Source organism: Lysinibacillus sp. NPDC097868 (genome assembly GCF_044761135.1).
Classification (GTDB): Bacteria; Bacillota; Bacilli; order Bacillales_A; family Planococcaceae; genus Lysinibacillus.
This window is the reverse complement of sequence record NZ_JBIWBS010000002.1, coordinates 85720-105914: the sequence shown is the minus strand read 5'-3', so window position 1 is coordinate 105914 and position 20195 is coordinate 85720. Positions and strand designations below refer to the sequence as shown.

The following is a 20195-nucleotide window of genomic DNA, read 5'->3' as shown; positions in this document are numbered from 1 at the left end:
TACAATAAGCGATATGCTGTTATTTCTCCTCGTGACGTTTTTCCAACACATGCAATACATCAAAAACATTTACTTTTTGTTCTTGTAGTAAAACTAATAGATGGTAAATTAAATCTGCCGCTTCCCATTTTACTTCTTCTGCATCACGATTTTTTGCACCGATGACAACCTCTGTTGCTTCTTCCCCAACTTTTTTACAAATTTTATCGATGCCTTTATCGAATAAATATGTAGTGTATGCTCCCTCTGGCATTTCTTGCTCACGCTTTTCAATTACTTTGACTAGCTCAGGGATAATACCAACTGAACCAACTTTAGCGTTTTCTTGAAGTACATTAGTAAAGCAAGAAGTCGTGCCATTGTGGCATGCTGGGCCTGCAGGAAGTACTTCTACAACTAATGCATCGCCATCACAATCCGCTTTAATGGATACTACCTTTTGTACGTTTCCACTTGTAGCTCCTTTATGCCATAGCTCTTCACGAGAGCGTGAGTAAAACCATGTTTCGCCTGATTCCAATGTTTTTTCTAATGACTCTTTATTCATATAAGCTACTGTTAATACTTCTTTTGTATTGGCATCTTGCACAACGGCTGTCACAAGACCTTTATCGTCAAATTTAATGTTATTAATCATCTAACTGCCACTCCTTTTTCACGTAAGTATTGTTTTACTTGCGCTACGCTCGTTTCCTTGTAATGAAAAATCGATGCTGCAAGTGCTGCATCTGCATCTACATTATCTGTTAATACTTCGTAAAAATGTTCGGCATTCCCTGCACCACCACTTGCAATGACGGGGACTGTCACGGAATCTCTTACCGCCTTTGTTAACGCTAAATCAAAGCCAGATTTTTCTCCGTCCTGATTCATACTTGTTAATAAAATCTCACCAGCACCTAAACGAACAGCCTCTTTTGCCCACTCTATCACTCGCCATGATGTTTTGTTGCGGCCTCCGTGTGTATACACCATCCATGTGCCATCTTCTTCACTGTAGCGCGCATCGATTGCAACAACAATACATTGTGCACCGAAGAAGTCAGAACCCTCTTTAATAAGCTCTGGACGTTCTAAAGCAGATGTATTAACGGATACTTTATCAGCACCAGCTCGTAAAATACGTTTCATATCCTCTAACGAGCGAATACCACCGCCAACTGTAAATGGAATAGCTAATGTCGCCGCTGTTTGGCGCACCACATCGACCATTGTTTCACGGCCTTCATGCGATGCGGATATATCTAGAAATACAAGCTCATCTGCCCCTTGCTCATCATAAAACTTTGCAAGCTCTACCGGATCTCCTGCATCGCGCAATGAAACGAACTGTACACCTTTGACAACACGGCCATCCTTTACATCAAGACACGGAATAATACGTTTTGTTAGCACGCCGCCACCCCTTTTAACCATTGTTCTAATAAGTACACGCCTAACTCACCCGATTTTTCAGGATGGAACTGCATACCTGTAATAGAGCCGTTTGCAACAATTCCAGGCACTTCAATACCATAATAGTCTGCATAAGCCACAAGCTCTGTTGTATCAATATTTGTCGCATAAAATGAATGGACAAAATAAACATGCTCGGCAGTTGCTTCATCTTTTAGCCATACAGGGCGATTCGTCACCTTCAATTGATTCCAACCCATATGAGGCACTCGATATGATTGATCCCCTTCAACTCCGCTAAAGCGTTGAATGCTCCCTTTGAAGAAACCTAGACCCTTCGTTAATGTCACCTCTGCACTTTCCTCAAATAATAACTGCATCCCTAAACAAATACCGAGCAACGGTCGATTTTCTGCCTTTACTTTTTGGAGGTAGTTATCTAATTTTGTTTCAGCTAAACGTTTCATAGCATCTGGAAAAGCGCCCACACCTGGCAGTAAAAGTGCATCGACTGCATCTAGCTCGTGTTCATCTGCTGTTACAACGACCTCACAGCCAAGGCGTTTTAATGCTTGTTCGACACTAAATAAATTGCCCATCCCATAGTCAATTACACCGATTTTCACGTTAACAGCCCCTTTGTTGAAGGTACACCTTTAACACGAGGATCAATCTCAACTGCCGCATCAATCGCACGTGCTAACGCCTTAAAGATAGCTTCAATTATATGGTGCGTATTATGACCATATGGCACAATGACATGCACATTCATTCTTGCTTCAAGTGCGAATTTCCATAAAAACTCATGCACTAATTCTGTGTCAAAAGTGCCGACCTTCTCTTTTAGCTCGGGCACGCGATATTCTAAATGCGGCCGATTTGAGCAATCGACCACAACTTGAGCAAGTGCGTCATCCATTGGAACAAAGGCATTACCGTAACGTTTAATACCTTTCTTATCACCGAGCGCTTCACGAATTGCTTGTCCTAACACAATGCCAAGGTCTTCTGTCGTGTGGTGATCGTCAATGTGCGTATCACCGTTCGCTTGAATTGTGCCATTAAAAAGGCCGTGTTTAATAAATAAATCCAACATGTGGTCCATAAAACCAACACCTGTTTGTATATCCGCTTTGCCTTCACCATCTAAATCAATGGCTACTGATATTTGTGTTTCATTAGTTGTCCGTTCTACCTTTGCATAGCGTCTCTGTTCTGTCATCGTTCTACTCCTTTTCCCATCCGCGAGATTCTACTGCACGAGCATGCCCCTCTAAGCCTTCCATGCGAGCTAAGCGTGCAATTTTCGGGGCATTATCTGCCCACGTTTTTTCAGTGTAATAAACGATGCTCGATTTTTTCACGAAGTCATCTACATTTAAACCACTTGCAAAACGAGCTGTGCTGTTTGTCGGTAATACATGGTTTGTGCCTGCAAAATAATCACCAACAGGCTCTGAGCTATATCGCCCGATAAAGATACCGCCAGCGTGACGTACTTGCTCTGCCACAGCTTCCGCATTTTTTGTAACGATTTCTAAATGTTCCGGAGCTAATGAGTTAATTGCCTCTACTGCATCTGACATCGTTTCGGCAATATAAATCGCACCATAATTTTCTATTGATGCACGTGCTACCTCTTCACGTGGTAAAGTGGCTAATTGCTTTTCCACCTCAAGTGCTACGTTATTAGCAAGTTGCTCAGATGTTGTCACTAAAATGGCACAAGCCATCTTATCATGCTCTGCCTGTGATAAAAGATCTGCAGCTACTTCATCTGCAAAGGCTGTTTCATCTGCAATTACTGCAATTTCACTTGGTCCCGCAATCATATCAATTGCGACTTCACCAAATACTTCACGTTTAGCAAGTGCAACAAAAATATTGCCAGGGCCTGTAATTTTATCGACCGCTTGAATCGTTTCCGTTCCGTAGGCAAGTGCCGCAATTGCCTGTGCACCACCAATTTTATATACTTCTTCTACTCCTAAAATATGAGCAGCAGCAAGCACGCCAGCAGGTAATTTACCGTCACGACCAGCAGGTGATGTAATAACAATTCGCTGAACACCAGCAACTTGTGCAGGAATTACGTTCATCAATACGGAGGAGGGATATGCAGCTGTCCCTCCTGGAACGTAAAGACCTACTGCATCGAGCGCAGTAATACGTTGTCCAAGCCAGGAGCCATTTGCTAATTCCATTCGATAGCCAGAACGCTTTTGTTGCTCATGATAGAGACGAATATTTTGTGCAGCTTCCGTTAAATCTGCATATAGTTGTGCATCTATCGCCTTTACGCCCTCTGCAATTTCTTCCTTTGTGACACGTAAATCGTCAGGAGCAAAGCCATCCCATTTTTCAGTATATGTACGTACTGCGATGTCACCTTGTGCTCGGACATCCGCCAATACTTGTCGTACAACCTTTAATTGTTCTTCGTTGCCACCTTCAAGTGGTCGTTTCAAGGAAATACCTTTTGCTAACTTTGTTATTTTCATGAAAAAAATCCCCTTTAGTTTCTAGCAATTCGTGCAGCGCTCTTTTTGCAACGAGTTTACAAGTAGAAGCACATGATATTTTATTAGTCGACGCAATTCTTTAAGCGTTTTACTAGGTCAATGATGCGATCACCTTTCATTCGATAGCTCACTGGATTGGCGATTAAACGCGAGGATACATCCGTAATAAACTCATACTCGACTAAGCCATTCTCTTTAAGAGTACGTCCTGTCGATACAATATCTACAATGCGATCCGCTAAGCCTATCATCGGTGCAAGCTCAATAGACCCATTTAATTCAATAATTTCTACTTGCTCACCAATACCTTTATAGTACTTCATCGCAATGTTTGGATATTTTGTCGCAATGCGTGGCGCAATTTCGTTCATCGTCGTATTAGGTAAGCCTGCTGATGCGATATAGCATGTACTTATTCTTAAATCAAGAAGCTCATGGACGACGCGCTGTTGTTCCAGTAAGACATCTTTACCGGCAATGCCTATATCTGCAACACCGTGCTCGACATACACAGGAACATCCATAGGTTTTGCTAGTATAAAACGAATTTTTTCTTCAGGAATTTCTATCATTAATTTACGCGTCATCTCAACCTCTTCTGGTAAATTAAAGCCTGCTTCTATAAGCATTTGGTATGCCTCTTCAAAAATGCGCCCTTTTGGCATAGCAATTGTTAATTCATTCACCGCGAATTTCCTCCTGTCCAACAACAACCACCTCAGTAAAATGCGTTAAAAAGGCTGCTTCATCCATTAAACTACTTCTTAACTGTAAGGTCGCTTGTTTTCCTGCTGCTCTTAAAGCTTGTATCTTTTCAAGAGCCACCTCAAAGTCTGCTTCCTCAAATAGCACAACGACAGCTTCTTCCTTTTCCAAAGCTTGTGCTGTTATCGTTTCTAATAGTCTGTCTACACGAATACTAAAACCTGTAGCCCCTACTTTTGAGCCAAATACTTCAAGTAATCCATCATAACGTCCACCATTCCCTAATGGAAAACCGCTGCCTGATGCAAACACTTCAAATAACATTCCTGTGTAATAGCTCATATGACTTGATAGCGTAAAATCAAACGCTACATACTGAGCTAAGTCAGCAACTTCTAACAATTTTGCAAGCTGTTGCATATATTCTAATGCGTCATTTTTACGCACATATTTTTCGATATCCCGAATTTCCTTTAAGGTCATTGCCTCTTCGATAAATTGTAACAATGCATCTGATTTTGTCTTTGGTAAATCAAAAGATGTCACTGCCTCTTCAAAGCCTACGTAGTTACGCTGTACAAGCAAAGTGCGAAGTGCGTCTTCTTGTTCGATACTTTCTGTATAGTCCTGTAAAATACAATTTAAGACACCTGCATGTCCAATCGTTACTTTGAAATTTTCTATGCCAAACTGCTTTAACAATTCCATTGCTGTAGCGATTACCTCAGCATCCGCAAATACCGAATGATCACCGATTAGCTCAACACCCATTTGCTCAAATTCTGCTGGCCGCCCACCTTCTGTTTCCTGTGCACGGAATACACTAGCAAAGTAAGCTAAGCGTAGCGGTATCATTTCTTTTAATAATTTCGAAGTGGCTACTCGAGCAATCGGTGTTGTCATATCAGGACGTAGGACGAGCGTATTGCCCTGACTATCTACAAGTTTGAATAAATGCGCATCGGAAATTGCAGATGCTTTACCTACTGTATCGAAATACTCTACTGTAGGTGTTTTTATAAATTCATAGCCTCTTGAGCGTAAAAAGCTTCGACCTGTATGTCTTACAGCTTCTACTTTTTCATAAATTTGCGGAAACTTATCGCGCATACCAAGTGGCTTTTCAAACATTTTAATCGCTGACATGTTGACACTTCCTCACGTTTCACTTTAATTCACTAGAGTACTAGAGAATTAGAATATGAAAGTATTTTAACGCATTCCTTTTATACAGTCAATATATTACGCACTGAATTCTCTAAAAATTTAATTACTTATTATTCAGTTAATTATACACGTATTTATTTAAAGTGGAACTGTTATCAAGCTCTATCACACAGCTCGAATAACGTAAAAATGGCTGGGACAAAAGAAAAAGTGTTAGATTGACTGCAGTCAATCTAACACTTTTTTCCAACTCCGTTGATGTCCGCTACGGCGGATGCTTTCCGCGGGCACACACGTAAGCCGCAACCCTCGCTAGCGCGCGGTTTGTTGCGTCTTACGCTGCGTGCGTTCCCGCAGGAGTCACCGCCTTCGCTACCATCAACTAGTGAATTGTTTGAGTGCCTGGCACTAGCCTCCACTACCAGCAACTAGTGCAATTACATCATGGAGTAATTATATCCAGCCTCTTTTTTATTTTTTCGGCGTACACCATTGCACAACTTCCTTCTGTTTGCGCTCGGCCATCTGTTCTGCTGTATAAATAATTTGCATCGGGTTACCACCTGCTAGACAGCCTGCAGGTACATCCTTATGTACTAGTGTTGCGGCTGACACAATGGCTCCGTCACCTATCGTCACTCCAGGTAAAATTGTTGAATTAGCACCTACCATCACTTCATTGCCAATATGGACATCCCCTAGACGATATTCTTCAATTAAGTATTCATGCGCTAAAATTGTCGTATTAAAGCCAATGACTGTATTATTTCCGACATGAATACGCTCCGGAAACATCGTATCTGGCATGACCATTAAAGCTATAGATGTTTTGTCACCAATTTTCATTTTTAAGAAAGTGCGATACAGCCAGTTCTTCACGCGTAAAAAAGGAGTGAAGCGTCCGATTTGAATGACAATGAAGCACTTCATCACCTTCCAAAAGGACACCGTATCATATACATTCCATAGCGAGTTTGCGCCCTCGACACGATATCTTTCTGTTTTACGCGCCATGCATTTACCCCTCTTTCACAATATCAAGTAAATCCTTCATATGCTGCAATATATATTCTGGGTTAAACTGCTGTAAATATTGTTCCCCTTTAATTGACCATGCGACTCCTGCAGCTCTTACACCTGCATTATGTGCAGCTTCAATATCATGAGAATTATCACCAATCATAATGGCGTCTTCCTTTGCTGCACCTAGACGTGATAAAGCAAGCAAAACTGGCTCTGGATCTGGCTTCACATTTTGCACATCATCTGTCCCTACTATCACATCGAATAGATGACTAGCACCTAGAATGTTCAAGCCGCGATCAATCATAGCATTGCGCTTTGTAGAGACAATGGCTAATTTAATACCCATCGACTTTAATTGCTCTAAAGTTGACACAACATCAGGGAACTCGGTTACAAGCTCATCATGATGTGGTTCATTCCAAGCGCGATATTTTGCCATCATTTCGTCTTCTTCGCCTGGCGTTAATTCACTAAATGTCTGTTTTAATGACGGACCCATGAATTTTAGGCAATCTTTTGGCGAATATTGCCCGGGAAATCTCTCTTCCAAAACGTGCATAAATGATTGAATGATTAAGTCATTTGTATTTAGTAGTGTACCATCAAAATCAAAAAGCAATGCATTTACAGCCATCCTTTACACTCCTTACTTATTGTCCAAATATTTCACTGCAGGCTTTACTTTCAATCTTCGGTAAATAATTGCCCCAAGCCCTATGACAATTCCAATAATTGAAACGACCTGCGCTGATCGTATGTCTCCAATTAAATATAGACTATCTGTACGCAAACCTTCTATATAGAAACGACCGATTGAGTACCAAATTAAATAGCTAAAGAATATTTCCCCACGATTTAAATTCACTTTACGTAATGCCAGTAAAATTAATAAGCCGACAAAATTCCATACAGATTCATATAAAAATGTAGGATGTACATATGTGCCTAGTTCTTCAATGTACATTTGATTAATAATCCAATCAGGTAGCATAAGGTTTTCTAAAAATGAACGTGACACTGGTCCACCAAATGCCTCTTGATTCATAAAATTGCCCCAACGACCAATAATTTGTCCAATTAAAAGACTTGGCGCTAGAATATCTGCCACGCGTAAAAAGCTTACCCCTTTTTTGCGAGTAAATATGTAAGCCGTCACAAATGCACCTATTAGCGCACCATGAATAGCAATACCGCCATTCCAAATTTGAATAATGCTGCCTGGATTCTCACTATAATAATCCCAACGCATAGAAACATAATAGATGCGCGCGCAGATGATAGAAATCGGTACTGCCCATAATAACAAGTCAGCTAAAAAATCTTCGGGCAATCCGCGCTTTACAGCCTCTCTTTGTCCAACAAAATATGCTAAAATAATCCCCGATACAATTAACAATCCGTACCAACGTACAGGAATTGGCCCTAAATGGAAGGCTACCGGGTTAATGTCTAAAAGTAATAAATCCATCTTATGCTCCTCTCAATTTTTAACGATCTGTTACCTTTTAATCGTCTAATTCATCTGTTGAAGAAATGACTTCATCTAATCGTCTTGAAAACTCCTCAGCTGCATTGACACCCATTTTCTTTAAACGGTAATTCATTGCTGCCACTTCGATAATTACGGATACATTTCGTCCAGGTCGTACTGGAATTGTTAGTTTTGTCAGTTCTGTATCAATTATCTTCATTTTCTCTTCTTCTAAACCTAAACGATCATATACTTTGGCAGGATCCCATATCTCCAACTCAATAATTAAAGTAATACGCTTATAAGGTCGTACGGCACTTGCACCAAAGAGGGTCATAATATCGATAATACCAATACCTCGTATTTCCAATAAATGCTCTAGAAGCGGTGGCGGACTGCCTATTAAAAAATCCTCAGATTCCTGACGAATCTCCACACAATCATCCGCAACAAGTCGGTGTCCTTTTTTTACAAGCTCTAGCGCTGTTTCACTTTTCCCAACACCGCTTTTTCCAATAATGAGCACACCAATACCGTATACATCGACCAACACGCCGTGTGCAGCTGTCATAGGTGCTAAACGTCCCTCTAAATAATTGGTTAATCTACTCGAAAATTTTGTTGTCGTCATATGTGTTTTAAATACGGGTACATGCTTTTCATTTGAAGCTTGAATAAGCTCCTCAGGCACTTCTAGATCACGAGATATTATGATAGCTGGCGTATCCTGTGAACATAGTAAACGCATGCGTTCTAGTTTAACATTCGTTGGTAACATTTCGAAAAAAGAAAGCTCCGTTTTCCCTAGCAATTGTACTCGATTTGCAGGATAATGCGTAAAATATCCAGCCATCTCTAACCCAGGTCTGGAAATATCACTTGTAGTAATAGTTCTTCCAATACCTTCCTCGCCGCCTAATAGTTCTAACTTAAATTTTTCCATTACGTCCCTTGTCAATACTACGACCAATATTTGCAGCCTCCATTCAAACGAATTGAATATTGTTTTATTTTAGCATGCCTATGTATAAAAGAAATGAAATTACACTTGTTTGCATGTTTATTTAGTAACACTATTATACTTACTTCTAGACAGTCGTGTAACATACAAGTGCAAAATAACGAGAGATATATCATTTACACCATTTACAGTAACAAATAGAAAAACTAGCGGTCTCCAGAACCGCTAGTTTTTGTCATTTATTTATTTTTGAGTTGCTAACCATTTGGCAACAGCTTCAGCGTCTGCACCTTTAATAAGTCCAGCTGGCATTGCCCCACGACCATTGTTAATCACATCTAAAATTTCTTCTTCAGATAAGCGAGAACCTACATTGTTTAGTGCAGGTGTATTACCCATACCTTGTAGCTCACCACCGTGACAAGAAACGCATGATTTCATTGCGATAGCTTTACCGTCTGGTTCAGCAGCCGTATCGTTATTACCTGTCGCATTATTTTTATCTCCGCCGCCACCACATGCAGCTAAGAAAATTGCTGAACCGAACACTAATGTTAACATTGCTTTTTTCATTAGTACCCCTCCTAAGTAAATGAATATCTTACCATAGCTATTATACCAAATTTATGCACGCTTGAAACCTTCACCTAACACCTCGTAGGCATCAGAAACGATGACAAACGCAGATGGATCAACGCTTTTAATGAGTTGTTTCAGCTTTGTGAACTCTGTTTGATAGACAACAACCATTAAAACTGGTCGTGCTTCTCCAGTATAACCGCCAATTGCAGGCAATTTTGTCACACCACGATCAATTTCAGCATATATCGCATCACGCACTTCATCTTGTTTTAACGTAATAATATACACCATTTTAGATTGACTAAAACCAAGCTGAATAATATCAATCGTTTTTGTTGTGACATACAGGCCGATTAAGGCATAGAGTCCTTTTTCTAAGTCAAAAACAATTGCTGCACTAATTGCGATAATTCCATCAATTAATAGTACACTTGTACCAAGCGAAAATCCGGTATACTTTGTAATAATTTGAGCTAGTAAATCAGTGCCACCAGTAGAAGCATTCCCCTTAAAGACTAGTCCTATTCCTAATCCGACAACAATTCCACCAAAAAGTGCACCAAGTAAAGGGTTATCAGTCCAAGGTTCCCAATTATTCGTTAATAAGACGATAAACGGTAACGTTATAGTACCGACAAAAGACTTTACGCCAAACTTTTTACCAAGTATTAGAACTCCAGCTAAAAACAACGGGATATTAAATGCATATTGTACTAGTCCAGGATTCCAGCCAAATAAGCCATGTAAAATGGTGCTTATGCCGCTAACGCCTCCTGAAGCTACTTGATTTGGTAGTAAAAATACATTAAAACCAATTGCCACTACTGCGGCACCAACAATTACATACACATATTCCAGAATACTTGCCTTTACATCTTGTGATTGATTCATTTCCTCACGCCCACTTCAACTATCAGAATTTTTCTAAAGACGACATGATTATAGCAAATAGTTTTCACGTTGAGAACTTCATCTTGATGAAGAGAAACTCGACCTAACAAACAAAAAAAGCTACCTTGTGAACATCGGTAGCTTATTTTCTGTAGTTTTTTCCCTAATTATAATGATGTTTCTGCCCATTCTAAAGCTTCATTATATAAAAGATCAATGCTTGCCATTTCTATATTTATTTGAGGCGCTAATTGCTCTATGCGTTCCCAATCTAGTTTACCTAGGGCAATACTAAACTCTAAATATGGTGTCATCTCGGTTTGTCCACCTAAAATCGTCTCCGTTATCGCCTCTGAAAAAGGTAATTGCTGCAAAATAGCATTCATCGGTCTTTGTAATATCGTATCAATTAATGAAAACATCCCGACTAAAAAATACTCAGAAAAGTTTTGCTTATAGGATAGCTTTGCTAATTTTTCACAAACTTTTGCTCTGAACAAAGATGTTCGCATCAATTCTTGAAAAAGATCTGAATCCGTTTTACCATCAAATTCACGTAAAGCTAATAAATATATCCACTTACGTAGATTTGCTAAACCAAGTAATAAAATAGCTTGCTTAATTGAACGCACTTTAGATTTTGAACGTCTACTAGAATTATTAATCATTTTTAATAATTTATACGTTAATGATATATCTCGTTCGATATTTTCCGCTAACAGATGAACATTGGGCTCTTCTTCTTTTAAAAGAGAAATTATATGGAAATATTGAATTGCATTTGCAGGTATATCCATTGCTCTAATTATTTGAGGCTGCTCAAAAAAGTAGCCTTGGAATAACTCATAGCCTGAATGCTTTGCTACTTTAAATTGTTTTTGTGTTTCCACTTTTTCAGCTAGCAATTTAATATGAGAGAAATTTTCTTTTACCAAATTTTCAATTTCCATTCGTTCAAGCACAGAGGATAATAAAAAATCCACTTTTATATAATCAATATGAGGGAAAAGTTTTTCATATATTTGTACTTCTTCGTTTAAAATAAAATCATCTAAAGCTATTGTAAATCCATGCGCCTTCAGCTCAATGACACGCTCAACTAATTTGGGTGTTAGTGGTACATCCTCTAAAATTTCAATTACGATTTGCGAAGGATTTAAAAATTCTTCGATTGAACTCATAAGCAAGTTTTCCGTAAAATTAACAAAACAAGGCTTCCCTTTCGTCACCTCGTCAATACCTATTGATAAAAATGAGTTCACTAACACATCCACAGTTGCAGCATCTGAATCGACATCAGGAAATGAATTTTGATTTTTATTTCGATACAACAATTCATACGCAACGACCTGTTCGTGAAGATTAAAGATTGGCTGTCTTCCGATAAATACTTCCATTTCGTTGCCTCCAATTCACCATTTTCTAGTAATTATTATAGCATCTTTCATTACCTTACGCTTATTTTTTCCGCATTATATTATTTGTTTCTTACACCTCAACTAACATATACCTATGCAATTTACTATTTATTACTTATGTAACTGGAGTAGTCATAAATAATACTTTTTTGATAAACATCCACTTTGCCACACAACATAAAGTGTTTGTCATAAGCCTTTAATCGCATTATAAAATAAATTATAAGAAATCCATATACTATTCAGAAAATAATTACATTAAGCTATAAAACGAAATGAAATTTTCTGTATTTTGAGTGGATGTTAGCAACTCCATTTGGAACGCAGAGCATAATTTGCGAATAGCCATTCTAAATATATTTAAATAAAAAAGACTATAAACAAACTCGAAATTTTCAAGTTGTCTATAGTCTGAATACCTCAGAACATTTCTGAAGCATCTATTTATTTCCCAAATTTAGATTTGAAAGCGCCAATAACCGCTGGTACTACTGAGATAAATATAATTAAAATAAGAACTACCGAGAAGTTATCTTTAATAATTGGGATATTACCAAAGAAATAACCAAGTAATGTACAGCTGAATACCCATAAAACTGCACCTACTATGTTGTACAGTAAGAAGTAGCTATAATGCATCTTACTTGCCCCTGCAACAAATGGAATAAACGTACGAATGAAAGGCATGAATCGAGCAATAACAATCGTTTTCCCACCATGTGTGTTAAAAAACTTCTCCGCAGCTTCCATACGTTCCTTTTTAACGATTCGGCCTAATAAGCTCTTAGGTGGAATCGAAGTACCAACTTTGTGACCTATATGATAATTCATTGTATCCCCTAAAATTGCTGCAGCCAAAAATACAGGAATTAGGATCCATAAATCAAAGGCTCCCATTGCTGCTGTTAATGTACCACTAGCGAACAGTAATGAATCACCCGGTAAAAATGGGAAAATAACGACACCTGTTTCGACAAACACAATTGCAAATAAAATGAGATAACTCCAATTACCAAAATCACGAATAATTTCTTCTAAATGCACATCAATATGCATTATAAAACTAATTAACTCTTGAATGAGTCCTATCATTGTTTTTGTATGCTCTCTTTCAATTTAATTTTTCCTAAAAGCTTGGACGTTGTTACGCACAAAAGGGTTCCAAATCAATACAACATAGTATACAAGTTACTACTCCCCTACTATATGACAAGCCCTTTTAAAGTATGTAGAAGTTTCGCACATGACTGATTTTATCACTACGGCTCTATGCACTCAACTTATTTAGTCATATTTATATAAGTGTCAGGCACTCATACAATTCTGAATTCTTTCCGTAATATAGTTTTAAAAACTAAGTAAAAATCCAGGGAGACCCTGCGGGAACGCACAGGACGTAAGACGCAACAATTCGCGCGGTAAGCGTATTGGATTTTTAAGAGTGCCAGGCACCCATACAATTAACAATTTTCAAAATAAAAGCCCACCACTGAACTTTCTGTGGTGGACATGATTTCTATTAAAAATCTTATACTGTTGTCGCTTTTAAAGAACGACGCAAAATTTTACCTGTTGTATTTTTCGGTAGCTCATCCAAGATTTCAACGACTTTCGGAACCTTGTATTTTACCATATGTTTTGCACAGTACTCTAATATATCATCTGCTGTAGTTGCCGTTCCTTCTTTGAGCACAATATAGGCATGAACTGCTTCACCGAAGTTAGGGTCTGGATAGCCCACTACTGCCGCCTCTACGATATTGTCATGAGCAAACAACACTTCCTCGACTTCTCTCGGGTATACGTTATAGCCTCCAACAATAATCATATCCTTTTTGCGATCAACGATATAAAAATATCCTTCGTCATCTACTTTTGCAAGATCCCCTGTGTATAACCAACCATCACGGATGGCCATCGCAGTTTCTTCAGGCATTTTATAGTAGCCTTTCATCACGTTTGGCCCACGAACGACTAACTCGCCAACCTCACCAACAGGAACTTCTCTTCCATTGATATCAACGACTCTATTTTCGACGTTGTTAATAGATGTACCGATGGAGCCTGCTTTCCGCTCTCTGTCTAATGGATTGAAGCATGTTACAGGTGAAGCTTCTGATAAGCCATACCCCTCTGATACACGTACATTAAATTTCTGCTCGAAATTATGTAATAGTGCAACAGGTAAAGATGCGCCTCCTGAAATGGCTAAACGAATTGTCGAAAAATCTTCCGGTTTGCCTTCAGGTAATAAATGTAAAAAGTTATACATCGTTGGGACACCAGCAAATACCGTTGCCTGTTGCTCCTTCGCCAATGCGAAAATTTCACTTGGACTAAAGCGCGGTGCAAGCAAAACGGTTGCGCCACTGATTAAAGGCGCATTGACAACTACCGTTAACGCAAATACGTGGAAAACTGGTAATGTGGCTATAATGCGGTCATCAGCTCTATAGCCTAAATAGGTAGAGACGTCACGTGCATTTGAATAAACATTTCCGTGGGACAGCATGGCGCCCTTTGGATTCCCAGTTGTTCCTGATGTATATAATATAATTGCCGTATCATCATCTGCTACGTCCGCTGGTTCTAGTGATCCAGATGCACGCGCAACGATCTGTGAAAATAAATGCGTTTTCGCTTTCGCCTCTTCCGATAAAGCAGCTACTTTTTCAGCTACATCTGCTGTTGTTTCACAAACTACAAATGTTTCAACTTCTGGAAAGGCTTGTACACCTACTTCTACTAATGGAAGCAGTGCATCGAGCGCAATCACTGCCTTGACATCTCCATTACGTAAAATATAAGAAATCTCATCTGGCGTATAAATTGGATTTACAGGAATTGCTGTAGCTCCTATACGCATCGTTGCATATAAAGCAATTAAATAATGTGGCGTATTGCCGAGTAAAAACGCCACATGATCCCCTTTTTGTACCCCTAAATCTTGTAACCCCTGTGCAAAGCGACCTATTGTCTGTTCAAATTCCCCATACGTCGTATCTTTCCCCATAAAATGATACGCAATTTTTTCCGGTTGCTCTGCTGCTTGTTGACGAACACATGAAACTAAATTCAATTACACCATCCCCTTATCGTATAAAATGAATCGTTATTCAGTAATATTATATAAGAAATATATCTAAAAGACAATGAGTCTTTTTACTTCATGTCATTATTACCGTCAAAAAATTCATTTTTTTCTCTTTTGTACAGATTTTCAAGAACGGATATGTGAGATATATCGCCAACGGATTAAGTAAAAATAAATTACTTGAATAAGAACGAAAAACCCAAATGCAAAGAAAACTTCTTTAACTATTGAAATATTAGCAATATCCTTTAAAATGCCTTGAACCATAAAAAAGGCAAAGGCACTGTGCATCATAGCAACACTCCACGGCAAGAAAAATTGCGGGAATAAATGACGATTCACCAGCTTTTTCAACTCTATATCTGTTAACCCCATTCGCTTTAAAACATCAAATTTCCGCTTCTCTCGTTCAAGTGAAGTATGCAGTTTAAAGTAAATGAAGCTACCAGCCGCTAGTAAAAATACAGTCGCTACTAAAACACCAACTAATGTAAATAAGGAGTACGTAGCTAGTATATAAGAATAATTTAATCCTGCATTTTCAAAGTAAAATGGGCTATGCTTGCCCTTCTTAATATTATAAAAATATTCAGTTGATGCCATTTCAATTATGTCCTTACCAATTTCCTTTGTCTCCATCCACTGCGGAATATCAAAAGTAAATAGATGATAGCTCGGCTGCACAACACCCTTACTTGTAATTGGCTTCACAAGCTTCACAAAGTCTTCATCACTAATGACAATAGAATTCACACTAACTATTGAACCTGGAAATACTATTTTAGGGTATACACTATCTATCGTAATAGGTATAGAGTTTTCTTCTAAAACCGTTTGGACTTCTTTATTTTTAAGCTTTTTTAAAGACTCTTCCGAATATGGTATGAATACTGCCTCTCCAGATTCTAAATTAATCAAAGGATAGTTAAATGAGGATAGCAAGACGTTCATATCTGATTCTCGGAATACCTCCACCTCATTACGTGTATATGAGGAAGTTTGCTTAACAACTACAAAGCGAGATAAATGATAGGATAATCCCTTCTCCTCTAATTGGATTCGTAGAGAATTAATGTGCGTAGCTTCATATGGGTTATCGCTATCTCCTTTATAGATAAGACCTAGTGGATTTAATCGATCGTATTGTGTTGTATAGGAGGACATCGTAGCTAATACGCCGACAGATAAAAATGCCATTGTCGATACCATCGTTACGACGAAAAACATTTTCACATTATCTCTCATAATGTGTGTTTGTTCAGCTAAAGATAAGAGGCGATAGCGCTGCCAATTAAATTTACGTTTTCCACGTGCAATTTGTAAAAAGAATGGTACTGAATCACTAAAAAAATAGTAAGTTCCAAAAGTTGCTGAGAACGGTATTAGTAAAGTAAGACCAATCATTGTCGTATGAGAAACGATAAATGCCAGCACATAGGTTGTTAAAATTAAAGCAATACCATATGTTGCACGAACCTTTGAATAGCTAGTCTCGCTATTTATATAATCATTTCCCTTGATAAGATCGCGAAGTTTTCTCTCACGTGTAAAATATACGCTGATGAAAGAAATAACGACAAAGGCACTAGTAAAAACACCAATTGTCAGTAAAAAAGGTTGCCAAGAAACATAGAGCGGTAAATCCTCTAAATGCAAAATTTCCCGAACAATCATGAAGAAAAACTTCGAAAATGAAAATCCAAAAATAATGCCTACAATAATAGAGCCCGCACCGATAATCATTGTCTCTAAAAAGACAAGCTTGTTCATTTGACGTTTTTCCATTCCAAGATGCAATAAAATAGCAAACTCATGTGATCTCGCCTCTAAAAAAGCACTCATCGAATAATATAAAAAGAACAATGTAAAGAGGACAAGTACGATCTCTGCACCTATCATGCCGACTAACGATACTTCTCCTAAAATCCCACGTTCAATATCTGGATGAAACATCAGCATTGAATAGATAAAAAATACGGCTACAGAAAAAAAGCTCGCCATAAAAAAGGCCCCGTATATACGGCTGTTCCGTACGACATTACGGTAAGCGAATTGTCGAAAGGTCACCTACTTGCCCTCCTCCTAGTAAGCTCAATACATTTAAAATACGTTGGAAAAACATTTGACGTCGGTCATCTCGATAAATCTCATTGAAAAATTCCCCGTCCTTAATAAATAGCACGCGATCACAATAACTTGCTGCAATCGGATCATGGGTCACCATCACGATTGTCGTTTGTTTTTCCTTATTAATTTTTGTTAATAGTTCTAGTACATCGCGCGAAGAATTAGAATCTAAATTTCCCGTTGGTTCATCTGCTAAAATAAGGCTTGGATTATGAATCAATGCCCGTCCTATCGCTGTTCTCTGTGCTTGTCCACCTGAAATTTCATTCGGACGTTTATGCAAAAAGGAAGCTAAATCAAGCTTTTCTATAATACTTGCAAGACGCTCTTCCATTACTTCTAATGGCTGCTGATCAAGCGTTAATGGCAACACGATATTTTCCTCGACCGTGAGCATATGCAATAAGTTGAAATCCTGAAAAACAAAGCCCAGCTGTCTTCTTCTAAAATAAGCAAGTTCAGTAGCATTTAGCTTATGAGGGTTCATGCCATCTAAAATGATTTCTCCACTTGTTGGTTCGTCAATCGTAGAAATAATATTTAATAACGTAGTCTTACCACTTCCCGATGGGCCCATTACTGCTAAAAACTCACCTTCTTCGACCTCAAAGCTCAATTGATTGAGTGCACGATGTGTAACCTTTCCTTCATATACTTTTGTAACATCTTTTATTTGTAAAATAGGCATGCCTTGTCCACCTTATTTCTCGATTAATTCCATAGATTCTGGTAATAGCCATTTTAATACCACCTCAAAGCCAATCTGAAACTGTGGCTCTATAATGGCTGAAGGTATATTCTCTTCATCTTGAACTAGACTAAAGCAATGCTCCCCTACGACCACATCCCAACCATCTAATTCACCTTCAATTATTTCGCCACAAACTGAGTAGTGCCCACTATACATGACTTGCTCGCCTTCTACTGGAAAAGCATTAAGTAGGCATGGTTTATGTAAGTTTAGCCCAAGTGCATTGCAAAAATGCATTACCTCATCCTGAAGTAATAGGCTAGCCTGACGGAAATTTTCACAAAACAAACAGTCACAAACTTCTATTTGTGAGTCATACAGATTTTTCGTCTTTTCTAATTCAATATTTAATACCCAGTCATCAATACGTACTTCTCCCATTATTGCTCCCCCTAATTTGTAAATGTCACGGTGACAATCGTACCTTTACCTACTTCAGATGTAATATCTAATTGATGCCCTAGTTTTTCACAGATTTCCTTTGCTAAATATAAGCCCATACCTGTGGATTCCCCAGTTTTACGCCCATTCTCTCCCGTAAAAAAGGCTTTAGTCACACGTGAAAGGTCAGAAGCAGGAATACCAATGCCTTCATCACAAATTGCTAACTGAATATAATCATCTTTTTTAATGGCAGACATCACGATTTTTTTATTTTCTTCAAACGTATATTTCACTGCATTTGTAACGAATTGCCCAATAATAAAGCGAAGCCATTTTGAATCACTCGCTACAATCATGTCATCCTCTATATGAATTTCTGGGAAAACTCTATTCGTTATAAATAAACGTTTATTTTCATTAACAGTTGCAGTGACAATCGCTTTTAACGGAATCTGTTCTACTTGCATATCCTCTTCAAAGTTTTCGAGTCGCGCATTGACAAGCACCATATCCAATCCTCTACGTAAGCGATCAATTTCCTCTTGAACATTCTTTTTATCGAGAGGTCGGTCATCCTGTAATAGCATCTCGATGACTGATATAGGGGTTTTCATTTGGTGTACCCATTGATTCATAAATTGATCGTGTCGCTTTTGACTAGCATATAACGAATGCAGCTCATGCTGATAAAGACGATATAATTCATGCATATATTTTTCTACTTGCATCGCTTCCGGTGTCTTGGCATTTTTTTGTAGCACATCCTCCATTGATTTTGGAAGATGCAATAATTTGTTCAAATAACTTTGACGCATTAAATAGCGAATAAGTAAAAATGAGCATAGCAATACCAAGCTAATACTTACAGAGTAAATAGCAGTATCGACGTTACGGAAGCCATCGAGCCAATACAACACCATAATAAAGCCAACTAAAATTAGCTGAAAGATAAAAAATGTTGCATAATCTCGCAAAAATAATTTCCAACCCATTACAGCTCACCCGCACTTAATATAAAGCGATAACCTGCTCCGCGGACTGTCTCAATTGTTGACGAAATATTATAATCCGCTAGCTTTTTACGCACACGTGTCATATTAACATTCAACGTATTTTCATCGACAAATGCTTGATCGTCCCATAGCTCCTCTAACAGTTGCTCACGCGTAACAACTTTTGGTGCCTGGCCCATTAACAGCTCTAAAATGATACATTCTTTTTTCTGTAATGGAATTTCCAAATCATTTTTGTGCAACTCCATACGCTCTAAATGCAATATAAGCTGCCCTTGCTTAATCGTCCGTTCTTCTTGCCTAGCCGCATATTCGCCATATGTACGACGTAAGTGACTACGGATTTTAGCCAAAACAATTTCATAATTGAATGGTTTTGTAATAAAATCGTCACCTCCATTTTCAAGCGCAAAAATTTGATCCATTTCCCCAGATCGTGCTGAAATGAAAATGATTGGACAAGTTGTATGTTGACGTAGCTGACGACACCAATAATAGCCGTCATACGCTGGTAAATTTATATCAAGCAATACCATATGTGGATTAAACGTTGTAAACTCTTCGATTAGATGATCAAATTCTTGGATTGTTTCCACTTCGTATTGATATTTTCTAAGTGTTTCTGCAAGCAATGATGCAATCTTTACATCATCCTCGACTATAAATATTCGATGCTTCTCCATGCCGA

The 20195-nt window shown here is 38.4% G+C and carries 21 protein-coding genes; all 21 read right to left on the bottom strand.

All coding sequences use genetic code 11. The features are described 5' to 3' along the window. Positions 1–19 precede the first annotated feature (19 nt). The 21 genes from hisIE to ACIQXJ_RS15220 all read right to left on the bottom strand — a co-directional run bounded on the left by hisIE (position 20) and on the right by ACIQXJ_RS15220 (position 20190). On the bottom strand, positions 20–637 hold the full coding sequence (gene hisIE, locus ACIQXJ_RS15320; RefSeq protein WP_403055405.1) for a bifunctional phosphoribosyl-AMP cyclohydrolase/phosphoribosyl-ATP diphosphatase HisIE: 618 nt from the start codon (positions 635–637) through the stop codon (positions 20–22). Further along, positions 634–1395: an imidazole glycerol phosphate synthase subunit HisF gene (gene hisF, locus ACIQXJ_RS15315; RefSeq protein WP_403055407.1), complete on the bottom strand. Its 762-nt coding sequence runs from the start codon at positions 1393–1395 to the stop codon at positions 634–636. The genes hisIE and hisF overlap by 4 nt, the downstream gene beginning before the upstream one ends. Then, positions 1389–2021: an imidazole glycerol phosphate synthase subunit HisH gene (gene hisH, locus ACIQXJ_RS15310; protein WP_403055409.1), complete on the bottom strand. Its 633-nt coding sequence runs from the start codon at positions 2019–2021 to the stop codon at positions 1389–1391. The genes hisF and hisH overlap by 7 nt, the downstream gene beginning before the upstream one ends. Beyond that, the gene (gene hisB, locus ACIQXJ_RS15305; protein WP_403055411.1) at positions 2018–2617 is read right to left on the bottom strand and encodes an imidazoleglycerol-phosphate dehydratase HisB; all 600 of its coding nucleotides are present in this window, start codon (positions 2615–2617) and stop codon (positions 2018–2020) included. Before hisB ends, hisH begins: the two co-directional genes overlap by 4 nt. Positions 2618–2621: 4 nt before the next feature. Beyond that, positions 2622–3896 (bottom strand): histidinol dehydrogenase, encoded by a 1275-nt coding sequence (gene hisD, locus ACIQXJ_RS15300; RefSeq protein WP_403055413.1) that lies wholly within the window; start codon positions 3894–3896, stop codon positions 2622–2624. Positions 3897–3979: 83 nt separating this feature from the next. Further along, complete coding sequence (gene hisG / locus ACIQXJ_RS15295) at positions 3980–4603, bottom strand: ATP phosphoribosyltransferase (RefSeq protein ID WP_340822501.1); 624 nt, start codon at positions 4601–4603, stop codon at positions 3980–3982. Next, positions 4596–5768, bottom strand: coding sequence for an ATP phosphoribosyltransferase regulatory subunit (locus tag ACIQXJ_RS15290; protein ID WP_403055415.1), 1173 nt, complete (start codon positions 5766–5768; stop codon positions 4596–4598). The genes hisG and ACIQXJ_RS15290 overlap by 8 nt, the downstream gene beginning before the upstream one ends. Before the next feature lie 492 nt (positions 5769–6260). Further along, positions 6261–6803, bottom strand: a complete 543-nt coding sequence (locus ACIQXJ_RS15285) for an acyltransferase (RefSeq protein ID WP_403055417.1) — start codon at positions 6801–6803, stop codon at positions 6261–6263. A gap of 4 nt (positions 6804–6807) precedes the next feature. Then, positions 6808–7449: a pyrophosphatase PpaX gene (gene ppaX, locus ACIQXJ_RS15280; protein ID WP_403055419.1), complete on the bottom strand. Its 642-nt coding sequence runs from the start codon at positions 7447–7449 to the stop codon at positions 6808–6810. 12 nt (positions 7450–7461) lie between these two features. Further along, entirely contained in the window at positions 7462–8283 is an 822-nt protein-coding gene (gene lgt, locus ACIQXJ_RS15275) for a prolipoprotein diacylglyceryl transferase (protein ID WP_403055421.1), read from the bottom strand. A 37-nt stretch (positions 8284–8320) separates the two neighbouring features. Then, the gene (gene hprK / locus ACIQXJ_RS15270) at positions 8321–9256 is read right to left on the bottom strand and encodes an HPr(Ser) kinase/phosphatase (protein WP_401014518.1); all 936 of its coding nucleotides are present in this window, start codon (positions 9254–9256) and stop codon (positions 8321–8323) included. A 234-nt stretch (positions 9257–9490) separates the two neighbouring features. Further along, on the bottom strand, positions 9491–9820 hold the full coding sequence (gene cccB, locus ACIQXJ_RS15265; RefSeq protein ID WP_139859783.1) for a cytochrome c551: 330 nt from the start codon (positions 9818–9820) through the stop codon (positions 9491–9493). Between the two features lie 51 nt (positions 9821–9871). Further along, entirely contained in the window at positions 9872–10720 is an 849-nt protein-coding gene (locus ACIQXJ_RS15260) for a YitT family protein (RefSeq protein ID WP_401020032.1), read from the bottom strand. Positions 10721–10887: 167 nt separating this feature from the next. After that, positions 10888–12117: an EAL and HDOD domain-containing protein gene (locus tag ACIQXJ_RS15255; protein WP_403055423.1), complete on the bottom strand. Its 1230-nt coding sequence runs from the start codon at positions 12115–12117 to the stop codon at positions 10888–10890. Positions 12118–12582: 465 nt separating this feature from the next. Further along, the gene (locus ACIQXJ_RS15250) at positions 12583–13227 is read right to left on the bottom strand and encodes a VTT domain-containing protein (RefSeq protein ID WP_401014574.1); all 645 of its coding nucleotides are present in this window, start codon (positions 13225–13227) and stop codon (positions 12583–12585) included. 439 nt (positions 13228–13666) lie between these two features. After that, complete coding sequence (locus tag ACIQXJ_RS15245; RefSeq protein ID WP_403055425.1) at positions 13667–15217, bottom strand: fatty acid--CoA ligase family protein; 1551 nt, start codon at positions 15215–15217, stop codon at positions 13667–13669. Between the two features lie 141 nt (positions 15218–15358). Next, positions 15359–17299 (bottom strand): FtsX-like permease family protein, encoded by a 1941-nt coding sequence (locus ACIQXJ_RS15240; RefSeq protein ID WP_403055427.1) that lies wholly within the window; start codon positions 17297–17299, stop codon positions 15359–15361. Beyond that, complete coding sequence (locus tag ACIQXJ_RS15235; protein WP_403055429.1) at positions 17271–18047, bottom strand: ABC transporter ATP-binding protein; 777 nt, start codon at positions 18045–18047, stop codon at positions 17271–17273. Before ACIQXJ_RS15235 ends, ACIQXJ_RS15240 begins: the two co-directional genes overlap by 29 nt. Before the next feature lie 12 nt (positions 18048–18059). Beyond that, positions 18060–18491 (bottom strand): hypothetical protein, encoded by a 432-nt coding sequence (locus ACIQXJ_RS15230; RefSeq protein WP_403055431.1) that lies wholly within the window; start codon positions 18489–18491, stop codon positions 18060–18062. A gap of 11 nt (positions 18492–18502) precedes the next feature. Further along, complete coding sequence (locus ACIQXJ_RS15225) at positions 18503–19486, bottom strand: sensor histidine kinase (RefSeq protein ID WP_403055433.1); 984 nt, start codon at positions 19484–19486, stop codon at positions 18503–18505. After that, a complete protein-coding gene (locus ACIQXJ_RS15220) occupies positions 19486–20190 on the bottom strand; it encodes a response regulator transcription factor (protein WP_403055435.1) in 705 nt (234 codons plus the stop codon). Before ACIQXJ_RS15220 ends, ACIQXJ_RS15225 begins: the two co-directional genes overlap by 1 nt. Positions 20191–20195: the final 5 nt, after the last annotated feature.

What these genes read in the sequence shown, in the direction of transcription:
- hisIE (WP_403055405.1), bottom strand. Translation starts at nt 637, where the DNA reads ATGATTAATAACATTAAATTTGACGATAAAGGTCTTGTGACAGCCGTT.
- ACIQXJ_RS15260 (WP_401020032.1), bottom strand. Translation starts at nt 10,720, where the DNA reads ATGAATCAATCACAAGATGTAAAGGCAAGTATTCTGGAATATGTGTAT.
- hisD (WP_403055413.1), bottom strand. Translation starts at nt 3,896, where the DNA reads ATGAAAATAACAAAGTTAGCAAAAGGTATTTCCTTGAAACGACCACTT.
- ACIQXJ_RS15255 (WP_403055423.1), bottom strand. Translation starts at nt 12,117, where the DNA reads ATGGAAGTATTTATCGGAAGACAGCCAATCTTTAATCTTCACGAACAG.
- hisB (WP_403055411.1), bottom strand. Translation starts at nt 2,617, where the DNA reads ATGACAGAACAGAGACGCTATGCAAAGGTAGAACGGACAACTAATGAA.
- lgt (WP_403055421.1), bottom strand. Translation starts at nt 8,283, where the DNA reads ATGGATTTATTACTTTTAGACATTAACCCGGTAGCCTTCCATTTAGGG.
- ACIQXJ_RS15220 (WP_403055435.1), bottom strand. Translation starts at nt 20,190, where the DNA reads ATGGAGAAGCATCGAATATTTATAGTCGAGGATGATGTAAAGATTGCA.
- ACIQXJ_RS15225 (WP_403055433.1), bottom strand. Translation starts at nt 19,486, where the DNA reads ATGGGTTGGAAATTATTTTTGCGAGATTATGCAACATTTTTTATCTTT.
- ACIQXJ_RS15290 (WP_403055415.1), bottom strand. Translation starts at nt 5,768, where the DNA reads ATGTCAGCGATTAAAATGTTTGAAAAGCCACTTGGTATGCGCGATAAG.
- ppaX (WP_403055419.1), bottom strand. Translation starts at nt 7,449, where the DNA reads ATGGCTGTAAATGCATTGCTTTTTGATTTTGATGGTACACTACTAAAT.
- ACIQXJ_RS15230 (WP_403055431.1), bottom strand. Translation starts at nt 18,491, where the DNA reads ATGGGAGAAGTACGTATTGATGACTGGGTATTAAATATTGAATTAGAA.
- ACIQXJ_RS15285 (WP_403055417.1), bottom strand. Translation starts at nt 6,803, where the DNA reads ATGGCGCGTAAAACAGAAAGATATCGTGTCGAGGGCGCAAACTCGCTA.
- ACIQXJ_RS15235 (WP_403055429.1), bottom strand. Translation starts at nt 18,047, where the DNA reads ATGCCTATTTTACAAATAAAAGATGTTACAAAAGTATATGAAGGAAAG.
- cccB (WP_139859783.1), bottom strand. Translation starts at nt 9,820, where the DNA reads ATGAAAAAAGCAATGTTAACATTAGTGTTCGGTTCAGCAATTTTCTTA.